Annotated in this window: 24 protein-coding genes; 15 read left to right on the top strand and 9 right to left on the bottom strand. The window is 70.6% G+C overall.

All coding sequences use genetic code 11. From position 1 onward, the window contains the following. The first annotated feature begins 68 nt into the window (after nt 1-68). From FHS39_RS03120 to FHS39_RS03130, 3 genes are all read left to right on the top strand, one after another. Nucleotides 69-1,154, top strand: coding sequence for a hypothetical protein (locus tag FHS39_RS03120; RefSeq protein WP_184346170.1), 1,086 nt, complete (start codon nt 69-71; stop codon nt 1,152-1,154). Nucleotides 1,155-1,184: 30 nt separating this feature from the next. Further along, a complete protein-coding gene (gene msrA / locus FHS39_RS03125; protein ID WP_184346711.1) occupies nt 1,185-1,844 on the top strand; it encodes a peptide-methionine (S)-S-oxide reductase MsrA in 660 nt (219 codons plus the stop codon). Between the two features lie 122 nt (nt 1,845-1,966). Continuing rightward, nucleotides 1,967-2,320, top strand: coding sequence for a DUF6247 family protein (locus FHS39_RS03130; RefSeq protein WP_184346171.1), 354 nt, complete (start codon nt 1,967-1,969; stop codon nt 2,318-2,320). A gap of 65 nt (nt 2,321-2,385) precedes the next feature. Here the strand turns inward: FHS39_RS03130 and FHS39_RS03135 are convergent, their stop codons facing one another. The 3 genes from FHS39_RS03135 to FHS39_RS03145 form a co-directional block, all read right to left on the bottom strand. After that, a complete protein-coding gene (locus tag FHS39_RS03135) occupies nt 2,386-3,645 on the bottom strand; it encodes a hypothetical protein (protein ID WP_184346172.1) in 1,260 nt (419 codons plus the stop codon). Further along, nucleotides 3,642-4,070 (bottom strand): hypothetical protein, encoded by a 429-nt coding sequence (locus FHS39_RS03140; protein ID WP_184346173.1) that lies wholly within the window; start codon nt 4,068-4,070, stop codon nt 3,642-3,644. The genes FHS39_RS03135 and FHS39_RS03140 overlap by 4 nt, the downstream gene beginning before the upstream one ends. Before the next feature lie 88 nt (nt 4,071-4,158). Next, a complete protein-coding gene (locus FHS39_RS03145; RefSeq protein ID WP_343069327.1) occupies nt 4,159-4,818 on the bottom strand; it encodes a double zinc ribbon domain-containing protein in 660 nt (219 codons plus the stop codon). Nucleotides 4,819-5,095: 277 nt separating this feature from the next. On the opposite strand from FHS39_RS03145, the gene FHS39_RS25070 reads away from it, so the two are divergent. From FHS39_RS25070 to FHS39_RS03180, 7 genes are all read left to right on the top strand, one after another. Further along, entirely contained in the window at nt 5,096-5,485 is a 390-nt protein-coding gene (locus FHS39_RS25070) for a DUF6247 family protein (RefSeq protein WP_221462277.1), read from the top strand. Further along, complete coding sequence (locus tag FHS39_RS03155) at nt 5,475-5,765, top strand: hypothetical protein (protein ID WP_184346175.1); 291 nt, start codon at nt 5,475-5,477, stop codon at nt 5,763-5,765. Before FHS39_RS25070 ends, FHS39_RS03155 begins: the two co-directional genes overlap by 11 nt. Nucleotides 5,766-5,905: 140 nt before the next feature. Further along, nucleotides 5,906-6,511, top strand: coding sequence for a hypothetical protein (locus FHS39_RS03160; protein WP_184346176.1), 606 nt, complete (start codon nt 5,906-5,908; stop codon nt 6,509-6,511). A gap of 132 nt (nt 6,512-6,643) precedes the next feature. Continuing rightward, a complete protein-coding gene (locus tag FHS39_RS03165) occupies nt 6,644-8,098 on the top strand; it encodes a vWA domain-containing protein (protein WP_184346177.1) in 1,455 nt (484 codons plus the stop codon). 49 nt (nt 8,099-8,147) lie between these two features. After that, nucleotides 8,148-9,044 carry a TIR domain-containing protein gene (locus FHS39_RS03170; RefSeq protein WP_184346178.1) on the top strand — a complete coding sequence of 299 codons (897 nt, stop codon included), beginning with the start codon at nt 8,148-8,150 and terminating at the stop codon, nt 9,042-9,044. A gap of 142 nt (nt 9,045-9,186) precedes the next feature. Then, the gene (locus tag FHS39_RS03175; protein ID WP_343069329.1) at nt 9,187-10,413 is read left to right on the top strand and encodes a DUF2786 domain-containing protein; all 1,227 of its coding nucleotides are present in this window, start codon (nt 9,187-9,189) and stop codon (nt 10,411-10,413) included. A 133-nt stretch (nt 10,414-10,546) separates the two neighbouring features. Next, complete coding sequence (locus tag FHS39_RS03180) at nt 10,547-10,864, top strand: peptidase inhibitor family I36 protein (protein WP_246469776.1); 318 nt, start codon at nt 10,547-10,549, stop codon at nt 10,862-10,864. Between the two features lie 85 nt (nt 10,865-10,949). Here FHS39_RS03180 and FHS39_RS03185 read toward each other — a convergent pair whose 3' ends face one another. Further along, nucleotides 10,950-12,215, bottom strand: coding sequence for a L,D-transpeptidase (locus FHS39_RS03185; RefSeq protein WP_246469778.1), 1,266 nt, complete (start codon nt 12,213-12,215; stop codon nt 10,950-10,952). A gap of 318 nt (nt 12,216-12,533) precedes the next feature. Between FHS39_RS03185 and FHS39_RS03190 the strand changes: the two genes are divergently transcribed. Beyond that, nucleotides 12,534-12,923, top strand: coding sequence for a cell wall protein (locus FHS39_RS03190; RefSeq protein ID WP_343069331.1), 390 nt, complete (start codon nt 12,534-12,536; stop codon nt 12,921-12,923). A gap of 30 nt (nt 12,924-12,953) precedes the next feature. Here the strand turns inward: FHS39_RS03190 and hutH are convergent, their stop codons facing one another. From hutH to FHS39_RS03215, 5 genes are all read right to left on the bottom strand, one after another. Then, nucleotides 12,954-14,504, bottom strand: coding sequence for a histidine ammonia-lyase (hutH, locus tag FHS39_RS03195; protein ID WP_184346180.1), 1,551 nt, complete (start codon nt 14,502-14,504; stop codon nt 12,954-12,956). Between the two features lie 113 nt (nt 14,505-14,617). Then, a complete protein-coding gene (locus FHS39_RS03200) occupies nt 14,618-15,709 on the bottom strand; it encodes a GGDEF domain-containing protein (RefSeq protein ID WP_184346719.1) in 1,092 nt (363 codons plus the stop codon). 202 nt (nt 15,710-15,911) lie between these two features. Next, complete coding sequence (locus FHS39_RS03205; RefSeq protein ID WP_184346181.1) at nt 15,912-16,721, bottom strand: enoyl-CoA hydratase-related protein; 810 nt, start codon at nt 16,719-16,721, stop codon at nt 15,912-15,914. Nucleotides 16,722-16,843: 122 nt separating this feature from the next. Next, nucleotides 16,844-17,980, bottom strand: a complete 1,137-nt coding sequence (locus FHS39_RS03210) for an adenylate/guanylate cyclase domain-containing protein (RefSeq protein ID WP_184346182.1) — start codon at nt 17,978-17,980, stop codon at nt 16,844-16,846. Between the two features lie 114 nt (nt 17,981-18,094). Then, nucleotides 18,095-18,952 carry a biotin--[acetyl-CoA-carboxylase] ligase gene (locus FHS39_RS03215; protein WP_184346183.1) on the bottom strand — a complete coding sequence of 286 codons (858 nt, stop codon included), beginning with the start codon at nt 18,950-18,952 and terminating at the stop codon, nt 18,095-18,097. 136 nt (nt 18,953-19,088) lie between these two features. Here FHS39_RS03215 and FHS39_RS03220 point away from each other — a divergent pair, with 136 nt between their 5' ends. From FHS39_RS03220 to FHS39_RS03230, 4 genes are all read left to right on the top strand, one after another. Further along, entirely contained in the window at nt 19,089-20,687 is a 1,599-nt protein-coding gene (locus FHS39_RS03220; protein ID WP_045932692.1) for an acyl-CoA carboxylase subunit beta, read from the top strand. Nucleotides 20,688-20,719: 32 nt separating this feature from the next. Then, the gene (locus tag FHS39_RS03225; protein ID WP_045932693.1) at nt 20,720-20,926 is read left to right on the top strand and encodes an acyl-CoA carboxylase epsilon subunit; all 207 of its coding nucleotides are present in this window, start codon (nt 20,720-20,722) and stop codon (nt 20,924-20,926) included. A 78-nt stretch (nt 20,927-21,004) separates the two neighbouring features. Beyond that, nucleotides 21,005-21,133 (top strand): morphogenic membrane protein MmpB, encoded by a 129-nt coding sequence (mmpB, locus tag FHS39_RS25640; RefSeq protein WP_281396764.1) that lies wholly within the window; start codon nt 21,005-21,007, stop codon nt 21,131-21,133. 137 nt (nt 21,134-21,270) lie between these two features. Next, a complete protein-coding gene (locus tag FHS39_RS03230; RefSeq protein ID WP_184346184.1) occupies nt 21,271-22,725 on the top strand; it encodes a peptidoglycan D,D-transpeptidase FtsI family protein in 1,455 nt (484 codons plus the stop codon). Nucleotide 22,726: the final 1 nt, after the last annotated feature.

Consider the following 22,726-nt stretch of genomic DNA (forward strand, 5'->3'; position numbering starts at 1 on the left):
TGAACGATTCGCCGGTTTGTCACGTTGTACCCTCGTCGGCCCCCTCATTCCAGTACTCAGGACAGGTCATGGAACTTCTGTTCATCCTGCTAGCCGTCGTCGTGATCTGCGGCGTGGTGGTGGCACCCGCGATGCGGCGGCGCCGGGCCGTGGAAGGGGTCATGCAGGGTGCCGGGACGGCCGTCGACCCGGCCGGCGCCCACGGCTTCGTACCGCCCGAGCAGCTGGACCTGCGGCTGCCCGGCCCCGACCCGAACCTGCTGGCGGCGGTGACGGAGGCGCGGCGCACCCAGGACTGGAAGCCGGCGGCCGAGCTGCTGGCCCGGACCGACGCCGCGAGCGCCCCCGAGCTGCGCTGGCAGCGGGTGCAGACGCTGGCGGGCGCGGCGGTGCGCGAACTGGCCGAGGCGCCGGGCACGGGCGGGATGTGGCTGCGGCACTGGCGGGTGGTGGCGCCCGAGGATGCGGGCGGCGCGGCGGTGCAGGCCGAATTCCTGGTGCAGCAGGCGCTGCGCGACCCGTCCTCGCAGGACTACCGGATGATCCTGGAGGAGGCCCGTACGGTCTGCGCCGAGGCGGCCGCGCTGGCTCCGGAGGACGTGGTCCCCGCCATCGTGGAGCTGGGCGTGGCGCGGGGTCTGGGGGCGAGCGAGGCCGAGTTCCAGTCCCTGTGGGAGACGGTGGCGGCCCGCGCACCGCAGCACATGGGGGCGCATTTGGTGGCGCTGCGCTACTGGAGCGCGAATTGGCACGGTTCGCAGGACCAGGCGGAGGCCTTCGCGCAGCGCGTGGCGGCGGCCGCGCCGAAGGGCAGCCTGCTGTCGGCGCTGCCGCTGTTCGCGGTGTACGACCACCTGCCGGACGTCCAGCTGGTGCGCGGCCTGTACCAGAGCGTCGTGGTGCGCGAGGCGATCGAGGCCGCCCAGTACGCGGTGGCCCACGCCCCGGCGGATCATCCGGTGCTGCCGCACGTCCGCCACCTGCTGCTGTGGTTCCTGGTGCGTGCCGAGCGCTACGGGGAGGCCCTGGAGCAGGTGCGCGCGGTGGACGGCCACATCGGGGCGGTGCCGTGGACGTACGAGCAGGACCCGGTGGCCGCGTACACGGCGTACCGGGCGATGGCGGTGTCGGGCTGGGAGGCCGGCCGGAATTAGGCACGGGGGTCGCACGTTGGAGGGAACATGATGCTGTTCGGACGCCGCGAAACCCGTCTGCCCACGGCCGAGGAGGCCCTCAAGGGCCGCCCGGAGCCCGAATTCCCCCTCCCCGACCGCCACACCGTCCTGGGCAATCCACTGGCCGGCCCGTACCCGGAGGGCCTGGAGGTGGCGGACTTCGCCCTGGGCTGCTTCTGGGGCGCCGAGCGCAAGTTCTGGCAGACCGAGGGCGTGTGGACGACGCTCGTGGGCTACCAGGGCGGCCACACGCCGAACCCGGCGTACGAAGAGGTCTGCAGCGGCCTGACGGGCCACACGGAGGCGGTCCGCGTGGTCTTCGACCCGACGGTGGTCACCTACGAGTCGCTGCTCAAGCTCTTCTGGGAATCCCACGACCCCACCCAGGGCTTCCGCCAGGGCAACGACCGGGGCACGCAGTACCGCTCGGCGATCTACACCCACTCGCCGCGGCAGCAGTCGGTGGCGGAGGCGTCGCGCGAGGCGTACCAGTCGGTGCTCCGGGCCTCGGGCTACGGCGCCATCACCACGGAAATCCTCCCGGCGGGGCCGTTTTGGCATGCGGAGCCTTACCACCAGCAGTACTTGGAGAAGAACCCTGCTGGGTACTGCGGGATCGGGGGGACGGGGGTCAGCTGCCCGGTGGGGGTGACGCGGGCCGACGGCTGACAGCTCCCTTCCCGTTCCTTCCTTGTACGGCCAACCGTCCCATCACTCGTTCGAAGGGCAAGACAGAGAGTTCCCCGGATACGCTGGCGGCAGGGATAAGAATCTCGCCCATGGGAGACGCAATGACCACCTCCGCTACCGGGCAACCTCTCATCCCACAGCCTCCTGCCACCGTGACGGCGCTGAGACAAGCCGTGGCGCACATCGCGCCCGCGGCGCTACCGGCGTTCACGCGGGAACTGGATCAGGCAGCGGACCAGTCCCGGCATGCATCCGACCTCGCTCCGCTCCAGCGCTTCATCACCCAGTGGGCGGCCTACGTGCACATTCACCGCCAGCCTCAACTCGCCGCGCGCTTTCGTCAACTGGAAGACCTCACCGAAGTCGGAGACGCCTCACAAGCGCGTCAAGCAGCTTCGGAAATCGGCCGCATCCTCGACGAGGCATACGCCGCCATCGGCTACTTCGAGCGGTGAACAAGGCATGGGACTGGGAGTACGTCAGCCCGACCCGCATCAAGGTGGGAAAGCCCGTGCGACCCTCAGCCCGTGCGCGTGCCCGTGAGCTGGTAAGTGAAGTCGGTGGCAAACACCATGGTGAGGGTGTACGACGGTGAACCGCTCGTGCCGCCGGTGAACTGTCCGTTCAGCTTGTAGTCCACGGACTCGCTGGTGTTGGAGCCGGGGGTGGTGTCGGTGAGGGTGGTGTAGCCGGATCCCTGGACCGTGCCGTCCTGGGTCAGTGAGGCGTCCATCGGACCGGCCTTGTTGTTGATGACCGTGGCCGTGCCGGTGAACGCCGGCTTCCAGTCCACGGCGGTGAACGTCACGGTGATCTTCCCGGCCTGGTCAGGGCCGGGTCCGGACGGGTCGCTCACCTTCGTCACGGTGACGTAGCACTCGGGCTTCGCGCACTGCGCTCCGTTCGCGGTACCTCCGTAGTCCCCGTTGATGTTGAAGGTCGGCGGGGCCGCGGGAGCGGCCGGCTGCTGCGGGGGCTGGCCACCGGGCTGCTGCTCCGGGGCCTGGCCGCCGGGCTGCTGCGGGGCGGTGGGGGCGGGTGGGGGCGACGTCGGCTGCGAGGTGGAGGTCAAGCGGGTGTAGGCCCAGTAACCACCTATCGCCACGCCGGCAATGATCACGCCGATCACGAGCACCCTGCCGAGGCGGGAAGCGCCGACGGCTTCGGCTCCGGCGCTCGCGGCCATGTCACCGCCTGCGAGCGCTTCTTCGCCCGCAGCGACAGGGGCGACCGGCGGGGCCTCGGGAGGTACGGCGACGCCGCCACCCGGGGGAACCTCGGGGGCCGCGCCGATTCCGCCGGGTACCTCGGGAGCACCGCCTGTGGGGACCTCCTGCCCCACGCCGCCACCACCGCGCTTCGGTACGAACCCTTTGGCAGGAGGCATGTCGGGAGCCACATCGGCGCTGCCGGGTGCCTGTGCTGCCTGCGGGCCGGGAGGGGTGACGCTGTCGACCATCTGCTGGAACGCCTGGCGGGACGCATCTCCCTGGGCCTTGAGCTGCTGGAGCCATGAGCGGACTGCCTCCGGCCCCCGCGACAACGCTTCTCTCGTCTGCTCGATCCTCTGCTGGAGGGGCCGCATGCCGTCCTGGATGTGCTGGATCCAGAACCTCGTCTCCTCCGCGGTCTGCCCAGGGGGGAAGCTGCCCTCCGTGAGCATCTGCTCCTTGGTCGCCAGGATCGTTCGTTTGGCGTCCAGCGTCATCTCCCAGGTTTTGATCAGCTCCTGCGCCCTTTCCATCTGCATGAGGTCGTCAAATGCCTGCCACTGGGTCATGACCGCTCATCGCCCCACGCATCGCGGCTCTGCCAAGTTCCGCGCGAGTCCACAGCGGTAGCGGGACCGCCGGGCGGCATCGTCTGGTCGCCTCCGGCAACGGTCGGGCTCTCGGCGGGCAGTGCCACGTGGTGAAGACCGAAGCCGTCGTAGCGGTGCCAGCCGCTCGCGAAGTCCCACATCCACGCCTCGTCGTCGCGCAGGACGAGGCCGGCACGGAACGCCTGGACGCGGAAGGAGTCGGGGTCGATCCGCCGGGCGTTCAAATCCTCAAGCAGCCGCGAACAGGCCGACAGCGCGGCATGCAGCTGCGAGATCAGCTCCATGGCGCCGTCCGCGGACTCGGCACCCGGTTTCTCCTCCAGGTGGCTTCTACCGGCCCATCCAGCCGGGCCGCCTGCTGAAGGCTTCATCTCGGGATTCATGGCGCTGGACCCTTCCTAGCGGGTCCCCTGTATTCAGCCTGGCACCGCGGGGGCGCCCGAATCAAGTGAGTACTGCCCCCCTCGCCCGCTACTGCCGGTGCCCGCACCCCGGACAGAACGCCGCGCCGTCGGGCATCGGAGCCCGGCAGCCGGCACACGGCCTCTGTTGTGCCAGCTCGAAGCCGCACCCCGGACAGAACCGGCCCCCGTGCGCCTCCGTACGGCACTGCGGGCACACCAGCTGCCGGGCCGTCCGCGCGTCGTATTCCTGGCCTCGCCGCTGGCCCTCGTCGTACGCCTGCTGCATCGCCAGGTCGTTGAGCCCCCGTTGCTGCGCCGCCATTGCCTCGCCCGCCGTATCGGGGGCACAGGAGAAGCACAGTCCCTGCTCCGGGTGCCAGCAGCGGCCGCACACGTAGCAGGCACAGCGCGCACACCGGTTGAAGTGCCCCTCGGCCGCCTTGATCGCGCGCTGGAAGGAGGCATCGCGGGCACTGCCCCACCCGGACCCTGCAAGCCCCTCCGCCGCGCTGCCCACCCCGGACCCCACCGAGCCCAGCAGGCCGGACGCCGTGCTGATGCCCCGGTTGAGCCACTCGGCCAGCCGCCCGCCCCGGTACGGCTCGAACGGGCACCGCCAAGTGTCGTGACAGCGCGAGCAGTAGAACTCGAACTGGAACCCCGCCGCGGTCCCGTACCGCTCGCACATGTCCCGGTAGTTGTTGGCGAAGGAAATCTCCGTACTCACCGCATGCCCCCGTGGGCCGACTGCAGCTCTCGACCGGGACGACGCCTGTCGCCGCCTGACCGGTTCTCGACAGCCGCAGTGTGGCATGCGACGGCTCCCCGGGCAGGCCGACCGCCGGAAGTCCGCCAGGGCGCCAGGAGCCGCCCGCCGCACCCGTGACTGGGGTGGCGCGGGCTTCCGGGGAGAAGTCGGCCAAGCGGTGGGCAATGCTTGATTGCCCGGGGCACGACTGTCTACGGTCGGACTCCGAGCACGCCGACCGGAAGGACGAGGCGGCATGAACAACACGGCAGCGGGCACAGGGGGACCGCCCACTCCCCTCCCCCAGCCGGCGAGCACTCCCGAGGAACTTCGCGCCGCCCTTGCGCTACTCGCCCCAGATGCCCTGCCCACCTTTGACTCCGAACGGGCCGTCGCCTTGCAGCAGGCCCGCGAAACGGTCAACTCCGCGCCGTTGCGGCGCTTCGTTGGGCAATGGGCGGTTTACATCGCCATTGAGCGCCACCCCGAACGCGCGGCTCGCCTCCGTGAGCTTGAGACACGTGCCGCAGAGTGCGAAGACCTCGACGAGGCCCGTTCGATCGTCGCCGAGATCGGACGGATCCTCGATGCGGCGTGCGCCGAGGCGGGCGTCCAGCGGGAGGATCACGCACCACATGAGCGATGAGCCTCAGTGGCGCTGGGAGTACGACCCTGACGCAGCACACGTCATCGGCGGGCTCCCCGACCACGTCACCGCCGAGGTCGAGCGGCTCGCCGGTGAGCTGGTTGCGTTGGCCGAAGCCAGTGTCGACATCACCGACATCGGCGAGGGGCCCAAACGGGGAGCGTCCGGCGGCGTTCGCCGGCTCCCTCTGCTGACCGAGGGGTGGTTCTATGCGCTGCCGCTACCCCGGTTGCGTTTGGTCGCGATCGTGCGGGTAATCCCGCCGTTCGCCCACCTTTAGCACGCCGTGGGCTCCGCCTGAGCGAATTGGTGAGCGCTCGGGAGTCGGACCGCACTCTGCCGCCGCCCGCCGCGAGGTCGGTTCATACGTCAGGCTCTGCCGACGGGCGGAGCTCGGCCGGACGTGCTTAACGTGGCTCCGTGGCCATCAGACTCACGGATCAGATCCGTGCCGTGAAGCTGTCCAGCAGGTGCGTATCGCTGCTGGACACCGAAGCGGTCTGGTCGGGCCGCCTTGATGACGAAGCGCCTCTGCCGTCGCTCTGGGATCGGGTGCATCTCTCGCGGCTCGGCTATCAGATGGCAGCCGATCTTTCCGCCATCCATGGCGAAATCGGCTTGGTCCAAACACTGTTGCACGATTTCAGGGTGGTGGCGAAAAGCAATCCGGAGCTGCTCGCACGGAATCTCCACGCCGCCGAGGTCCAACGGGACCACGACACGATCATTCACGGCACACACCTCGCACTGGAGCACCTTGAGCACACCGGTCACCAAGAGGTCCGGGATCTCCGGGAGAAGGCCCGGCTTCTGGGCGGGGTGGAGGGCGAAGGCGAGAGCGTCGAGGGCGCCCTCTCACGGCCCATGTGGGGGGCGATCGCGACCATCGGCGGGTTTCTGATCGTCGCCGCTTCGGTGCTGGTGGCGGTTCTGGGAGGGCCCATCGGCGTGGCAGGTGCCGCAGCCGCCCTCGTGGTCGGGGGAAAGCTGCTGGACAAGGGGCTGGACGTCGTCCTGGAGCAGTGAAGCGGCTGCCTGGAATATCTCATTCCCGCTTTGGCCAAAGGTCCACGCATTTGTGAAGGTTTGTTCACGCCCCCGCCGAACGCTCCCGCGCGGGCGCCCGCGTGTGGTTCGCTGTGCGCCCTAGGGGGCCAAATGAGCGACCATCCCATCGAAATCCTCGTCCTTCCCGAGCGCCCCGCCGCACGGAACGACGAAGTCACCGAATTCGACGTGGCCATCGAGGTCAGATGCCGTTCCGCCGAGGACGCCGAGCGAGCGGGCGGGGCGATGAACCTCTGCCTGGTCATCGACCGCAGCGGCAGCATGGGCGGGCAGGACAAACTCCCCACCGCGACCCGCAGTTGCATCGACATCTCCCGACGCCTCACGGGTGACGACCTCTTCACCGTGGTCGTGTTCGACCACACCGCCCATGTGGTGATCAATCCACAGACCCCGCGGGACCAGGTGGAGGAACGACTCACCGCCATCACGCCGGGTGGCTCCACCAACCTGTCGCTGGGCTGGTACCAGGGACTCCTGGAATTGCAGAGCCATATGACGGCTGATCACTACGGACGGCTGATCCTGCTGTCGGACGGCCAGGCGAACCAGGGAGAGACCAAGAAGGCCGCGCTCGCCGCCGTGGCGACCCGCGCCCGGGACGAGGGGATCACCACCTCCACGATCGGCATCGGCAGCGACTTCCAGGAAGACCTTCTGGAAGCGATCGCGACGGCTTCCGGAGGGCGGTTCTGGTACATCGCCGAGGCCGGCATCGACGACATTCTGGAGGAGGAATTCCGCAGCGCCCTCACCGTCGTGGTCGACCGTCCCAGGGTCGAGTTGAGCCTGCCGCCGGGCGTGACGGTCAGCGAAGAGCTGAACTCCCTGCGGAAGATTTCCCGCCGGTACGGCCTACGGCCCTTGAAGGGCCAGGACACCTTCGACTTCGCGGTGCGGCTGGAGATCGATCCGGCACAGGTCGACGGCTCCGAGTTCACCCTCGGCGCGGCCCTGTACGACGGAAGCCGCGAGATCGCCACCACCGAGCAGACCATCGCCTTGGCACCGCTTTCCGACGTGGCCGCCACGGAGAGCCATGCGCTCGTCACCAGCGTGGTGGAGCAGTACCGGGCCTCGGCCACGGAAGAGAAGCTGCTCAAGGACATGGCCTCGGGCGATCTCAGCAATATGACCGAGATGCTCACGGCGGAAATCGCCCGCGTGCAGCGCATCGAGGCGGGGTTGTTCCGTCAGTCGCCCGATATCGGCGAAACGCGGGTGGGGCTGGAGATCGGCCATCTCCGCCACAACCGGCAGTTGAACGAGACGACACTGCTCGTCAAGGAACTGCTGGACCTGCATCGGGCCGATCCCGAGGTGAGGTATCTGCTCCTCCGCATGCGCAAGAGCTTCATGCACGAAAAGCAGCGCAAGTCGAGCCTCTACCACGACGTATCGGAGGCGGACGAGGACATCGAGGTCACCCTGCTGGTGCGGGCCCTCGGGGTCGCCGACATCCTGATCCAGCGCCACCCGGAGAACAGTGTCCGGCTGGAAGAAATGCGCGAGAGGCTCCGTGAGCGACTGGCACTCATCCAATAGCGGCGAATGGACGATCGGGTCGAGGCTGATCACCGGATATGGCGGCGGCGTGGGTACGTACGCGGCCTCGTACGCCATCGACCTCGCCTCCGGCCCACTGCTCAACGGCTCCGTTTCCGCCGGCATCCAGTTCACCGACCGCTGGGCTGCGGGCGCCGGACTGGTCTGCCGGGCCGACCGGAACTGGACCTTCGTGGCCTTCTACGCGGTGTCGGAGAACGCCGACGGCAATACAGCCGTCGCACGGTTCGGCGCGTTCCGGGAAGGCCTGCTGATCCCCGTCGCCCAGCTCGCGGAACCGGTCCGCCTGGGCAAGGGCTACCACCACTTCTCCCTGGAATTCTTCTCCGGGCGCATGCGCGGCGAGATCCGCACCGCGCAGCACACGTACGAGCTGACGGCCAACTGCCCCCATGTGCCGTTTCCCGGTCATGCGGGGCTGGTCAAGTTCTATGGCTCGGGCCTGCTCGCCAAGTCCTGGACGGTGGAACGCAGCCACACGCCGTTCGCCGCGCCGGCGCCCCGGAGAGCCGGGGGCCAGGAATACGAGTTCAGCGTCTTCCTCTGCCACGCGTCGGAAGACACGGAGAGCGTCCAGCTCATCGCCAAGGCACTGGCGGCCAAAGGCATCCGCTACTGGCTGGACAGTGAGCAGATCAACTTCGGGGACCGGGTCTCGGAGAAGATCGAAGCGGGGCTCCGGGCCAGTCGCTACATCCTCCCGTGCGTCAGTCCGGCACTCACCGAACGGGGCTGGACCCGGGCCGAATTCGGCAGCGTCCTCAACGCCGAGCTGAGCGGCGACTCGTCGCGGATGGTGATCCCGCTGATGCTGACGGGGGCCGAAACGGACGACATTCCCCTGCTGTTCCGCGACAAGCGGCGGGTCTCCAGCACCAACAAGGTGGAGTTCGAGGAATTCGTCAGCTTCCTGCTGAGCCATTGAGCTACTGAGCCCCTGCTCGACGGGCTGGAGGTACGCGGCGGCGGATCGCCCGCCCAGGACCACGACCAAGACCGCGCCTAAGGCCACGGCCAGGCCGTCCGGGAGAATGGGTGGTACACCGGTCGGGACGGAAAGAGAGATCGTGGCCAAGCGCACCAACCCCGAAGGCCCGCTGGAGAGCGTCGAGGCGGCCCTGCAGAGCCTCCGCGCCGCGGCCGACGACGATGCGGTGTACGCCGCCGCCTCCGGCCTGGCCGCGGCGCCCTCCGGCTGGGAAGCCGTCAGCGCCGCGCTGGTGCGGGTGGCCTCCGGGCGTCTGCGCCGCTGCTGGGAAGGCGGCTGGCAGCCCGCGGACGTGGTCCGGCTCGTACGGCGGGACCTGACGGGCGCCGAGGAGCGCTTCACCGTCCACGTCATCGCCGCCGAGGCCCGGCGCTACGAGCCCGAGACCCTCGGCGCGCGCTGGGCGGCGCAGCTGGCCGAGCTGGACGCGCAGGTGTGGTGGGAGGCCGACGGCGAGTTCCTGGAGGGTTTCGCCCGGCGCGAGCGGCTGAGCCGTTTCGAGACGGCGGCGTGCGCGCTCACCACGTTGCGGCTGGTCGACGCGCTGCCGCGGATCGGTGCGGTGGGCCCGCTGCCGGGCGGTGACCGGTCACGGGCCGCTGCCGGTCACGCTCCCGCCGTGCCGCAGCGGACCCTGGCCCGGATCCGGGCGCTGCTGGCCAAGGCGGAGTCGACGCAGTTCCCGGAGGAGGCCGAGGCCCTCTCGGCCAAGGCGCAGGAGCTGATGGCCCGGCACTCGATGGACGAGGCGCTGCTGGCGGCCGCGGGTCCCGCCGGGCCGGTGGACGGGCCGGGGGCCTGCCGGATCGGGATCGACGGGCCGTACGAGTCCGCGAAGGCGCTGCTGCTGGACGCGGTGGCCGCGGCCAACCACTGCCAGGCGGTGTGGTCGGGCGAGTACGGCTTCTCCACGGTCGTCGGCTTCGACGCCGATCTGGAGCTGGTGGAGCTGATGTACACCTCCCTGCTCGTCCAGGCCACGACCGCGATGCGCCGGGCGGGGGACGATCATCATGCGAGCGGCCGTTCGCGGCGCACGCGTGACTTCCGGCAGTCGTTCCTGATCTCCTACGCGGCGCGGATCGGCGACCGGCTGTCGGCCGCGGTGCGGGAGGCGGCCACGCAGGAGCGGCGCCCGGAAGTGCTTCCGGTGCTGGCGGCGCGGGACGTGGCGGTCGGCGAGACGGCGGAGCGGCTGTTCCCGCAGACGACGTCGCACCGGCTCAAGGGGCGGGACGCGCAGGGGTGGGCGCAGGGCGCCCAGGCGGCCGACGCGGCGGTCATCTCCCGGCGCCGGGGGGCGTGAAGCGGGGGTGCACGCCGCCGCGTCAGCACAATGTGCGACGCGACCGCGTTCGAGTAACGGTCCGTAGCTCCGGGGCGGCGACGCGATAGGGGTGGGGCGTTCTGTCCGAGTTCACCTCGCAAGGAGAACTGTGATGCACACCCGTCATGTCGTCGGGGCCGCCCTCGGCGGCCTCCTGCTCGCCCTGACGCTGCCCACCGGCTCTGCGGAGGCGGCGAAGGGCACCTTCATCTGGGAGGGGCCCAAGGGGCACGCCTACTACCTGCAGAATCCACCGGACGGCAAGTGCTACTCGATGAACCAGGAGGCCCGCGCGGGCCGCAACCAGACGGACGTCCCCATGGTCGTCTACACCGAGAAGAACTGTAAGGGGAAGGCCTACCACCTCGCCCCCGACCAGCAGGCGCCGCGCTCGGTGCTCATCAAGAGCCTGATCTTCAACCGCCGGTAGGGGCGGGCCGCAAACGGCAGAAAGCAAGGGCCCGGCCCCGGACGAATCCGGAAGCCGGGCCCTTGTACTCACGAACCCCGAAGGGTCACTGGCCCGTGGCGCTCCCCGCGACCCACTGCTGCCAGTCCATGTTCCAGCCGTTGAGGCCGTTGTCCGGGGCGATCGTCTTGTCGTCGGAGTTCTTGACCTCGACGACGTCACCGATCACGGAGTTGGAGTAGAACCAGGCGCCCGAGGTGTTCGGGTCGTCCGCGCCCTGCTTGTCCTCCAGGCCCACGCAGCCGTGGCTGGTGTTGGAGACGCCGAAGACGCCGCTGCCCCAGTAGTTGCCGTGGATGAAGGTGCCCGACGTGGACAGCCGCATGGCGTGCGGCACGTCCTTGATGTCGTACTCGCCCTTGCCGTCGGCCTTGGAGAAGCCCACGGTGGAGCCGTCCATCCGGGTCTCCACGAACTTCTCGGAGATCACCATCTTGCCGTTGTACGTCGGGTTCGACGGGCTGCCGGCGGAGATCGGGATGGTCTTGAAGGTCTTGCCGTCGCGCACCACCGTCATCTGGTGGGTCTTGGCGTCGACCGTGGAGACCTGGGAACGGCCGATCTTGAAGTTGATCGTCTTCTTCTGGACGCCCTTGATGCCCGGGGCGCCCTCGACGCCGTCCAGGTCCATCTTCAGGGTGACGTCGGAGTTGGCCTTCCAGTACTCCTGCGGACGGAAGTCGATGCGCTGGTCGCCGAACCAGTGACCGACGACCTTCTGGCCGCTGCTGGAGCTGACCTCCAGGTGCGACTGGACGGCCTTGCGGTCCTTGATCGGCTTGTCGAAGTTGATCGAGACGGGCATGCCGACGCCGACGGTCGAGCCGTCCTCCGGCGTGAAGGCGCCGATGAAGCTGTTGTCGGGCGAGACCGTGGTGAAGGCCGAGTTCTCGGTGGCCTTGCGGCCCTTGTCGTCCTTGGCCTCGGCGACGACCTTGTACTTCGTCGAGCGCTCGAGCTGCTTGCTCGGCTTCCAGGTCTTCTTGTCGGACGATATTGAGCCCTCGACCGGGTCGCCCTTCTCCGTCGTCATCTTGACGCTGGTGAGCTCTCCACCGTCGACGGCGACCTGGACGGCGTTGATGCTGGCGTTGGCAGTGCCGCCCTTCGGCGTGATCTTGATCTGCGCCGTGGACGCGTCCTTGGCGGCCGCGGCATCCACCTGACCCTGGGACTTCTTGTCGGAGCCGCCGCCCTTGGCGTCGTCACCGTCACCGCCACAGGCGGCCAGAGTCAGTACACCGCCGAGCACAGCGGCCGCGGCCGCCAGGGCCTTGCGGCGCTTGCCGTACGTCATCACACGCTTCTCCATTGCTCCTGGACCCCGAAATCCCCCGAGCCGATCGTGGGGCTCGTGGGGCGACCCGTATCGCGGCTTCTCCTACAAGAACGCCCATACCGTTTCGCCCGTTCCACACTTGAGGGAATTTGTGGGGAAGACCACCCCAGTAAAGCCCCTGCTCGGGTGGACCTCGACGCCGGGGTCTTGACATAGGGCGACGAACCGCTACGGACCAGCAGGCGCCCGCGACTTCCCCCCGGAGCGGTCGTATCACTAACATCGGATCAGTCGGGACTCCTCGCAGCTCCACGACCCCCAATCTCCATCGTCGCAAGGGGGATTCATCCCGTGACCGCACGCCGCCCGCTGCTGACCGCCGTCGCCGCAGGCATGTTGTTGGGCGCGCTGTGGTTCGTGCCGACCGCCAACGCGACGCCCGAGAGCCATCAGCAGACCGTGGCAGGACAGCGGCAGGAGCAGGCGCAAGAGCACCGGCGCACCGCCGATGCGGGGGGCGCACCGGGCGCCGGGGGTGCGGGCGCCCAAGCCGCGGAATCCAAGGGCGCGGACACCAAGGCACCCACCACCAAAGCCACAGGAAACACACAGGATCTGGCGCTCGCCGACACCGGCAGCGTGGACACCACGCCGTACCTCTTCGGCGGCGTGGCGTTCGTGGCCGCCGGGGGCGCCCTGGTCACCGGTGCCCTGCGCAGGTCGCGCTCGGCACACCGCTGACCGGGGGCCGCACCCCGGCAGCCGGCTCGGTCAGGCCAGCGGGCCCGTGACGGGCTCGACCGCCGCGACCAGCTTTCCGGACCGTACGAACGCCTCGGCGGCCGCCAGGTCGGGGGCGAGGAAGCGGTCCTCGCCGGGGCCCTCGACGCCCGCCGCACGGACGGCCTCCAGCGCGGCCCGCGAGGCCGGAGCGGGCGTCAGCCCGAGGCCTTCGCGCAGCTCGATCGCGCGGGTCGCGGCCACGAGCTCGACGGCGACGACCTTGCCGAGCGCGTCCACGGCCGTACGCAGCTTGCGCGCGGCGGACCAGCCCATGGAGACGTGGTCCTCCTGCATCGCGGAGGAGGGGATCGAGTCCACCGAGGCGGGCACGGCGAGCCGCTTCATCTCACTGACCAGGGCGGCCTGGGTGTACTGGGCGATCATCAGCCCGGAGTCGACGCCCGCGTCCCCGGCCAGGAACGGCGGCAGGCCGTGCGAGCGGTTCTTGTCCAGCAGCCGGTCCGTGCGCCGCTCGGCGACGGAGGCGAGGTCGGCGGCGGCGATGGCCAGGAAGTCCAGGACGTAGGCGACCGGGGCGCCGTGGAAGTTGCCGTTGGACTCCACCCGGCCGTCGGGCAGCACGACGGGGTTGTCGACAGCGGCGGCCAGCTCACGGTCGGCGACCAGCCGGGCGTGCGCGAGCGTGTCCCGGCCGGCGCCCGCGACCTGCGGGGCGCAGCGGATCGAGTACGCGTCCTGGACGCGCGGCGCGTCGTCCTGGTGGTGCCCGGTCAGCCCGGAACCGGCCAGGACGCTCAGCATGTTGCCCGCGCTGGCGCCCTGCCCGGGGTGCGGGCGGATGGCGTGCAGCTCGGGGGCGAGCACCTTCTCGGAGCCGAGCAGCGCTTCGAGGGAGAGGGCCGCGGTGATGTCGGCGGAGGTGATCAGACGGGCGAGGTCCGCACAGGCCATGACCAGCATGCCGAGCATGCCGTCGGTGCCGTTGAGGAGGGCGAGCCCCTCCTTCTCGCGCAGCTCCACGGGCTCGATGCGGTGCGCGGCCAGCAGCTGCGCGGCGGGGCGCACTTCGCCGTCGGGGCCCTCGGCGTCGCCCTCTCCCATCAGGGTGAGCGCGCAGTGGGAGAGCGGGGCGAGGTCGCCGGAGCAGCCCAGGGAGCCGTACTCGTGGACGACGGGGGTGATGCCCGCGTTGAGGATGGCCGCCATGGTCTCGACGACGACGGGGCGCACGCCCGTATGGCCCGAGGCCAGCGTCTTCAGGCGCAGGAACATCAGCGCGCGCACGACCTCGCGCTCCACCCGGGGGCCCATGCCGGCGGCGTGGGAGCGGACGATGTTGCGCTGGAGCTGGGCGCGCAGGTCGGGGCTGATGTGACGGACGGCGAGGGCACCGAAGCCGGTGGAGACGCCGTAGACGGGGTCGGGCTTGGCGGCGAGGTCGTCGATGATCCGCCGCGCCGCGGCGACGGCGTCGAGGGCTTCTTCCGATACGACGACGCGGGCACCGTCGCGGGCCACGGCGATCACGTCTTCCGCGGTCGTCCCGGCCGTACCCACCACCACAGTGTGCATATCCATATTCAGGCACCCTAGAGACTGAATCGCTGCCTGTCACTAGTCTGCATTTGTCTACAACGCCGACCGCGGCGCGGATCTTTCCCGGCCCCCGGCAGACCTTGCCGCCCGGCGCCTTACGACCTCCGGCCCCGGAAGCGGCGGCGCTCCGCCGCGGGCGGCTTGGGCGGGCGGTCCGCCAGGCGTACGACCGGGTCCTCGCGGCCGCCGTCGCGCCCCGCGACCACCGGCTTGGCCGAGCGGGCCGCCTTCGCCCGGTACTGGGCCGCGTCCGCGAGGCGGAAGAGGCGGCGGGCGGAGCGCACGGGCCCGATGGGGTCGCCGGTGGAGGCGACGCCGCAGGCCACGCCCTCGCCGAGGTCCAACTCGGCTGCCCGGCGGCACAGTTCGTCGGCCACCCGGACCACCTCGTCGGCCGTCGGACCGACCGTCAGCAGACAGAATTCGTCGCCGCCCAGCCGGGCCGCCAGCGCGCCGGGCAGCTTGGCGCCGCACAGGGACAGCACGGAACCGAAACGTTCCAGCAGGCGGTCCCCCACGGCGTGGCCCATCGTGTCGTTGACCCGCTTGAGCCCGTTCAGATCGCACACCAGGAGGCTGACGACCACGCCCTCGTCCAGGTGCCGCTCCATGGCCTCGTCGAGGCCGGCGTCGACCGCGCGGCGGTTGGCCAGGCCCGTCAGCGGGTCGGTGAAGGCGAGCTTGCGGACCTCCTCCAGGCGCTCGGTCTGCGCTATCCCGGAGGCCGCGACGGCCGCCAGGACGGTCGCGAACTCCGCGTCCGTGGAGTCGAAGGGAGGCGCCCCCGGCGGCCGCGCCACGTACAGCTCGCCCCAGGCCCGCCCGTGCAGCACAATCGGTGCGACCACGCAGCAGTTGCGGCCGCGGCGGCGCAGCGCGGCCACCCGCCGGTGGCCGTGGAGATCCTCGCGGACGCCGTCCGCGCTGACCACCCAGGCCTGGGGCTGGCCGCCCCGCCAGTGCTCGTGCAGGAACTCGGTGATCTCGGGGAAGTCGTGCACGGGGTAGGACTCGTCGGCCGGGAAGCGCTCCTCGGCCTCCGTACGCTCGCCCGCGTTGACCAGCACCCGCAGCCGGCCGCGCTCGCGCTCCCAGGCCGAGACGGCGGCGAAGGTGCCGCCCAGCGCGCGCAGCGCGCCCTCCGCCGCTGCTTCGACGGTCTCCAGCGGGGTGCGCGCCGAGGCCATCGCCTGTGCCAGTCCCACCACGGCGCGCAGGCGGTCGTCGCGCTCCCCGTCAGCTGCCACCCGAGCCTCACATTCCGTCACTGCGCGCAGACCCTGCACTCCAGCGTAAGAACGTTGTGCTCATTCCGCTTTATAACGGGTTTAATGCGCTGTTGACCCTACGAGTCCGGCCGTCCCAAGGCCAGGACTGCCACCCGCCCTCTCACTCCCCCGGCCAGTTCGGCTTCCGCTTCTCGTTGAATGCGGCCACGCCCTCGGCCCGGTCGCCGGAGAAGGCCACCGAGCGCCAGGCCGCGTCCTCCACCTCCAGGCCGGCCCGCAGATCCAGGCCGTGCCCCAGCCGGAGCGCGCGCTTGGCGGCGCGCAGGCCGACCGGCGAGTTGGCCGCGATCCGCGCCGCCAGGGCCAGCGCCTCCGCGCGGTCCTCGCCCTCGGGTACGAGCAGGTCGACCAGGCCCAACTCGCGGGCCTCGGCGGCCTCCACCCGCCGGGCGCTGAAGATCAGCTCGGCCGCGCGCGCGGCACCGACGCGGCGCGGCAGCAGCTGGGTGCCGCCACCGCCGGGGATCACGCCGACCGACACCTCGGGCAGGCCCACCACGGCCGTGGTGTCCGCGACGATCACGTCGCAGGAGAGCGCCAGCTCGAAGCCGCCGCCCAGCGCGAAGCCGTGCACGGCCGCGACGACGGGCATCGGCAGCTCCAGCACGCCGGTGTAGGCGGCGCGGGCGTGCGGGCGCTGGCGGACGAGCTCGGCGTCGGTGAAGGAATTGCGCTCCTTCAAGTCGGCGCCGACGCAGAAGGCACGGTCGTGGGTGGAGGTGAGGACGACGGCCCGCACCTCGCGGTCCGCCGCGAGGGCGGTGGTGGCCTCGGCCAGCCGCCGGCCCAGCTCCGTGGAGACGGCGTTCATCGCCTTGGGGCGGTCCAGGACGAGTTCGGCGACGTGGCCGTCCTCGTGTGTGCGGATCGCGATCCACTCTCCGAAGCGGATTTCGCTCACGCGGGTCACCCCGTTCTTCCGGTGCGCATCGTGCGTCGGTCCTTTGTCGCACCGATCATGCACCCGCCGCTGCGCGGCAGGCCATACCCTCCCGCCCACCGGTTGCACCCAATCCCCGGGAAGCCGCGGCCTCAGCCGCCCCTGCGGCTGAGGAGCCACGGCTCCACCACGCCCAGGCCTCTGACCGGGCGCTGCCACATCGGCTGGAGCGCGAAGCGGTAGCCGTTCCCCTCGGTGGCCTCCGCCTCGGATTTGGGGGCGTCGCCGCTGCGGGCCAGCTCCTCCGCGAGGGCGCCGTCGACCAGGACCGCGTCCTTCGGCGCTATCGACGTCAGGCGGCTGGCCAGGTTGACCGTCGTGCCGAAGACGTCTCCCATGCGGGTGGTCACCGTGCCGAAGGCGATGCCGACGCGCAGCTCCGGCATCGTCTCGTCGTTGGTGAGGGTCTCGATCAGCCGCAGGCCGATCTCGGCCGCCGTGCCGGCGTCGTCCGCGGCGTAGAGCACCTCGTCGCCCAGCGTCTTGATCAGGCGGCCGCCGTGCGCGGCGACCAGGTCGGCGGCGGTCGTCTCGAACGCCTCGACCAGCTCGCCCAGCTCCTCTTCCTCCAGGCGCCGGGTCAGTCGCGTGAAGCCGACGAGGTCGGCGAAGCCGACGGCCAGGCGCCGGTCGACCATCTCCGCGTCGTCCGCGGCCTGGACGACCCGGCCGGTGGCGGCGGCCAGCTGCCGCCGCCAGACGTAGATGAGGAACTCCTCCAGCTCCGGAAGCAACAGCTCGACCAGCGGATACGTGATCTCCGTGCGGGTCATGCCGGGCTCCTGAGGCTCGGTCAGGCCCTCCAGGAAGGAGTCGATCTGCCAGTCCGCGAGCCGCGCCGTGGTCTGCCCCGTGGAGCGCGCCACCTGTACGGCCATGGGCTCGCTCAGCAGCCCTGCCTCCACCAGGCCCGCGAGCCGCCGCAGGGCCAGTACGTCCGCCTCGGTCAGCGCCTTGGCCTGGCCGATGTCGGCGAAGCCCATGGCGCGCCAGAAGCGCGACGCCAGATCCATCGAGACCCCGGCCGCACGCGCGGCCTGGAACGGGGTGTAGCGCCGCTCGGCGCCGAGGATCAGCGCCTCCAGCCGGAGCGCCAGCGGATCGCCGCCCTGCTCGCCGAAGTCCTCCTCGACCTCCTGGGGCCCGCCCTCCTCGGCGGCCCCGCGCGCAGCTTTTTCCTCCCCCGTAGCCTCAACGGCACGGGAGGTACCCCCACCGTCGGTGGTCACCGCCCGCCCCCTGTCCGATCCGTGCGCACTGCCCTGCCGATCGCTGCTCGCCTAGGTTCCGCGCACAACGATACGTCAGGTGTGCCGTAGCTCACTCTCCCGACCGCCCGGAGCTCACTCTTGTGACTGTGCCGGGCGCAGATGGACGATGTCTCCCGCTCCCACCGGCTCCTGCACCCCGGCAGCCGTCGCCAGCACCAGCCGCCCGTCGCCGTCGACGGCCACGGCCTCGCCGACCAGCTCGCCGCCGCCGGGCAGTTCGGCCCGTACGGTCCTGCCGAGCGTGGCGCAGCCGGCCGCGTAGGTCTCCTGGAGCCCGCAGCGGGCAGGGTCGCCGCCGGCCCGCCGCCACTGCTCGTACCACTCCTCCAGGGAGCGGAGCACGGCCCGCAGCAGCGGGTCGCGGTCGACGACCTTCGCCCCGGCCAGGGCGAGGGAGCCGGCGGTCGGCACGGGCAGCTCGTCGGCGCGCAGGGAGACGTTGATCCCGATGCCCACCACCACGCTGTCGCCACTGCGCTCGGCGAGGATGCCGCCCGTTTTGCGCTCGGCGCCGTCGACCGTGACCAGCAGGTCGTTGGGCCACTTCAGGGCGGTGTCGACGCCGGCGGCCCGGGACAGGGCGGTGGCGGTGGCGACCCCGGCGAGCAGCGGCAGCCAGCCCCAGCGCTCGGCGGGCACGCCGGGGCCGGGGACGAGCCGGACGGAGAAGAAGAGCCCGGAGCGCGGCGGCGCCGACCAGGTGCGGTCCAGCCGCCCGCGCCCGGCCGACTGTTCCTCGGCGACGAGGACCGCGCCCTCCGCACCGCCGGCGGCGACGAGGTCGCTGTTGGTGGAACCGGTGCGCGGGACCACGTCGAGCGAGGTCCACAGTCCGCCGGGGCGCAGCAGACCGCGGCGCAGCGCGGTGGCGTTGAGCGGTGGGCGGTCCAGGTCGGACCAGCGGTTTCCGGAAGGCTCGGAGGGCGTCATAAGAGCCACCATAGGAGGCATTCGGCAGCGAAACGGTGTGGCCAACGCCGCACTGCCGCGGCGTATCCGCGCCGATACCCTACGAACCGGTAGCAACGGCCACCCCACCCCTCTGGACGAGCAGGAGCCGCATCCCGTGTCCGAGCCAGAAGCCAACGGATTCGACATCCACACCACCGCGGGCAAGCTCGCGGACCTGCAGCGCCGGATCGAGGAGGCGACGCACGCCGGATCTGCGCGGGCGGTGGAGAAGCAGCACGCCAAGGGCAAGTTGACGGCCCGCGAGCGGATCGAGCTGCTGCTGGACGAGGGCTCGTTCGTCGAACTCGACGAGTTCGCCCGGCACCGCTCGACGAACTTCGGCATCGAGGCCAACCGCCCGTACGGGGACGGCGTGGTCACCGGCTACGGCACGGTCGACGGCCGTACGGTCTGCGTGTATTCGCAGGACTTCACCATCTTCGGCGGTTCGCTGGGCGAGGTGTACGGCGAGAAGATCGTCAAGGTGATGGACTTCGCCCTCAAGACGGGCTGTCCGATCGTCGGCATCAACGACGGCGGCGGCGCGCGGATCCAGGAGGGCGTGGTCGCCCTCGGGCTGTTCGCCGAGATCTTCCGCCGGAACGTGCACGGCTCCGGTGTCATTCCGCAGATCTCCCTGATCGTGGGCCCGTGCGCGGGCGGCGCGGTCTACTCCCCGGCGATCACCGACTTCACGGTCATGGTCGATCAGACCTCGCACATGTTCATCACCGGTCCGGACGTCATCAAGACGGTCACGGGCGAGGACGTGGGCTTCGAGGAGCTGGGCGGCGCGCGTACGCACAACACGACCTCCGGCGTGGCGCACCACATGGCGGGCGACGAGAAGGACGCCATCGACTACGTCAAGGCGCTGCTGTCCTACCTGCCGTCGAACAACCTCTCCGAGCCGCCGGCCTACCCGGAGGAGGCGGACCTGGAGGTCTCGGACTCCGACCGCGAGCTGGACGTGCTCATCCCGGACTCGGCCAACCAGCCGTACGACATGCACACGGTCATCGAGCACGTGCTGGACGACGGGGAGTTCCTGGAGACGCAGGCGCTGTTCGCGCCGAACATCGTGACCGGCTTCGGCCGGGTCGAGGGCCACCCGGTGGGCATCGTCGCCAACCAGCCGATGCAGTTCGCCGGGTGTCTGGACATCAACGCCAGCGAGAAGGCGGCGCGTTTCGTGCGCACCTGCGACGCCTTCAACGTCCCGGTGCTCACCTTCGTGGACGTGCCGGGCTTCCTGCCGGGCACGGACCAGGAGTACAACGGCATCATCCGGCGCGGCGCCAAGCTGATCTACGCCTACGCGGAGGCCACGGTCCCGCTGATCACCGTGATCACCCGCAAGGCGTTCGGCGGTGCCTACGACGTGATGGGCTCCAAGCACCTGGGCGCGGACCTCAACCTCGCCTGGCCGACCGCCCAGATCGCCGTCATGGGCGCGCAGGGTGCGGTGAACATCCTGCACCGCCGGTCCATTGCGGCGGCCGAGACGCCGGAGGAGCAGGAGGAGCTGCGCGCCCGGCTGGTCGCGGAGTACGAGGACGCGCTGCTCAACCCGTACGCGGCGGCGGAGCGGGGCTACGTCGACGCGGTGATCATGCCGTCGGAGACCCGCCGCCACATCGTGCGGGGGCTGCGCACGCTGCGCGACAAGCGCGAGGTGCTGCCGCCCAAGAAGCACGGCAACATCCCGCTGTAGGCACTGCAGACCACGAAGGAAGGGACGCCGACGTGATCAAGGTCGTACGGGGCAACCCCACACCCGAGGAGCTGGCCGCCGCACTGGCGGTGGTCCAGGCCCGCGCGGCGGCCCGGGCCGCCGCCGCGCCGGAGGCCGGGGTCCGCCCGGAGTGGGCCGCTCCGGCCCGGCTGGCCGAGGCCCGCCGCACCCCCCGCCCGGGACCGCGCGCCTGGCGCACCACGTACTGGCCCGCCTGACGACCCCGTACACACACCCGTCGCGCCTGAGTACGCGTACTCAGGCGCGACGCGCTCCGCGGCCGGACCATGGAAGCCATGCTCTGGTCCGACCCGTCCGACGAACCGCCCGAGGAGCTGCGCGAGGCGCAGGCCATGCTCCGGCGGGCCGGCATCGTGCTGGCGGTCGCGGCGGTGCTGCTCTTCGTGGTGCTGGGCGTGGGCTGAGCGGCGCTCGTGCGTTGCCACCCCCACCACAGTGGCCTCACAGCTTTACCCCCACTGCAACCGCATATGCCCGATTCGCGTCATGCCCAGTGATATGCCGTCGAACCGGGAATACCGGGGGGAAGAGCAGTCACGCCATGAACAAGCCCGTCCGCCACATAGCGATCTTCAGCGGAATACTCGTGTTCGCCCTGCTGGCCCAGGCGACCTGGGTGCAGTTCGTCCGCCACGACGAGCTGGCCGGCCAGGAGCACAACCGGCGGGTGAAGATCGCCGCCTTCTCGGTGCCGCGCGGCAACATCATCGTCGGCGGGCAGCCGATCACCGGCTCCGCCGAGACCGGCGGCGACCTGCGCTACAAGCGCACCTTCAAGGACGGTGCGATGTACGCCCCGATCACCGGCTTCGCCTCCCAGGGCTACGGCATGACCGGCCTGGAGAGCCTCAACAGCAAGCTGCTCAGCGGCACCGACGACCGGCTCTTCCTGCAGCGCACCAGCGACATGCTCACGGGCAAGAAGACGCGCGGCGGCGACGTGGTGACGACCATCGACCCCAAGGCCCAGAAGGCCGCCTACGAGGGCCTGGGCAACCGCAAGGGCGCCGTCGTCGCCCTCGACCCGCGCACCGGCAAGATCCTCGCCCTCGCCTCCACCCCCTCCTACGACCCGTCGGTCTTCGCCGGGCTCTCGGCGAAGGACAAGGCCGCCTGGGACGCGCTGGAGAAGGACAAGGACAAGCCGACCCTCAACCGGGCGCTCAAGGAGGTCTATCCGCCCGGCTCCACCTTCAAGATCGTCACTGCCTCGGCGGCCCTGGAGAACGGCCTCTACAGCGACATCAACGGCAAGACCGACTCGCCCGACCCCTGGACCATGCCCGGCACGGTCACCACCCTGCCCAACCAGAACCCCACCGCGCCCTGCAAGGACGCCTCCCTCAACGTCGCCATGCAGCACTCCTGCAACAACGTCTACGGCAAGGTCGCCGCCGACCTCGGCAAGGACAAGATGCGGCAGACCGCGGAGAAGTTCGGCTTCAACGACGCCGAGGTCGACACCCCCGTGCGCGCCGCGAAGAGCACCTTCCCCGACGGCATCAACCAGTCACAGACGGCGCTCGCCGGCATCGGCCAGGGCAGCCTGACCGCCACCCCGCTGCAGGTCGCCATGGCCACGGCGGCCATCGCCAACGACGGCAAGCTGATGAAGCCGTACATGGTCGAGGAGCTGCGCGGCCCGGACCTCACGGTGCTCGAGAAGCACAAGCCGGAGCAGATGTCCCAGGCCGTCTCCGCCGACACCGCGAAGAAGGTCCAGCAGATGATGGAGGACACCGCGACGAAGGGCACCGGCAAGGCCGCGCTGATCGACGGCGTGACCGTCGGCGGCAAGACCGGCACCGCCGAGCGCGGCAAGGGCCAGAAGAACCTGGCCTGGTTCATCTCCTACGCCAAGCAGGGCGACGGCTCGCCCGTCGCCGTCGCGGTCGTGGTGGACCCGGACGACAGCGTGCCGGACGACGAGATCTCCGGCGGCAAGCTCGCGGGCCCCATCGCCAAGAAGGTCATGCAGGCCGTCCTCGACAAGTGAC

The organism is Streptomyces olivoverticillatus, assembly GCF_014203555.1.
Classification (GTDB): domain Bacteria; phylum Actinomycetota; class Actinomycetes; order Streptomycetales; family Streptomycetaceae; genus Streptomyces; species Streptomyces olivoverticillatus.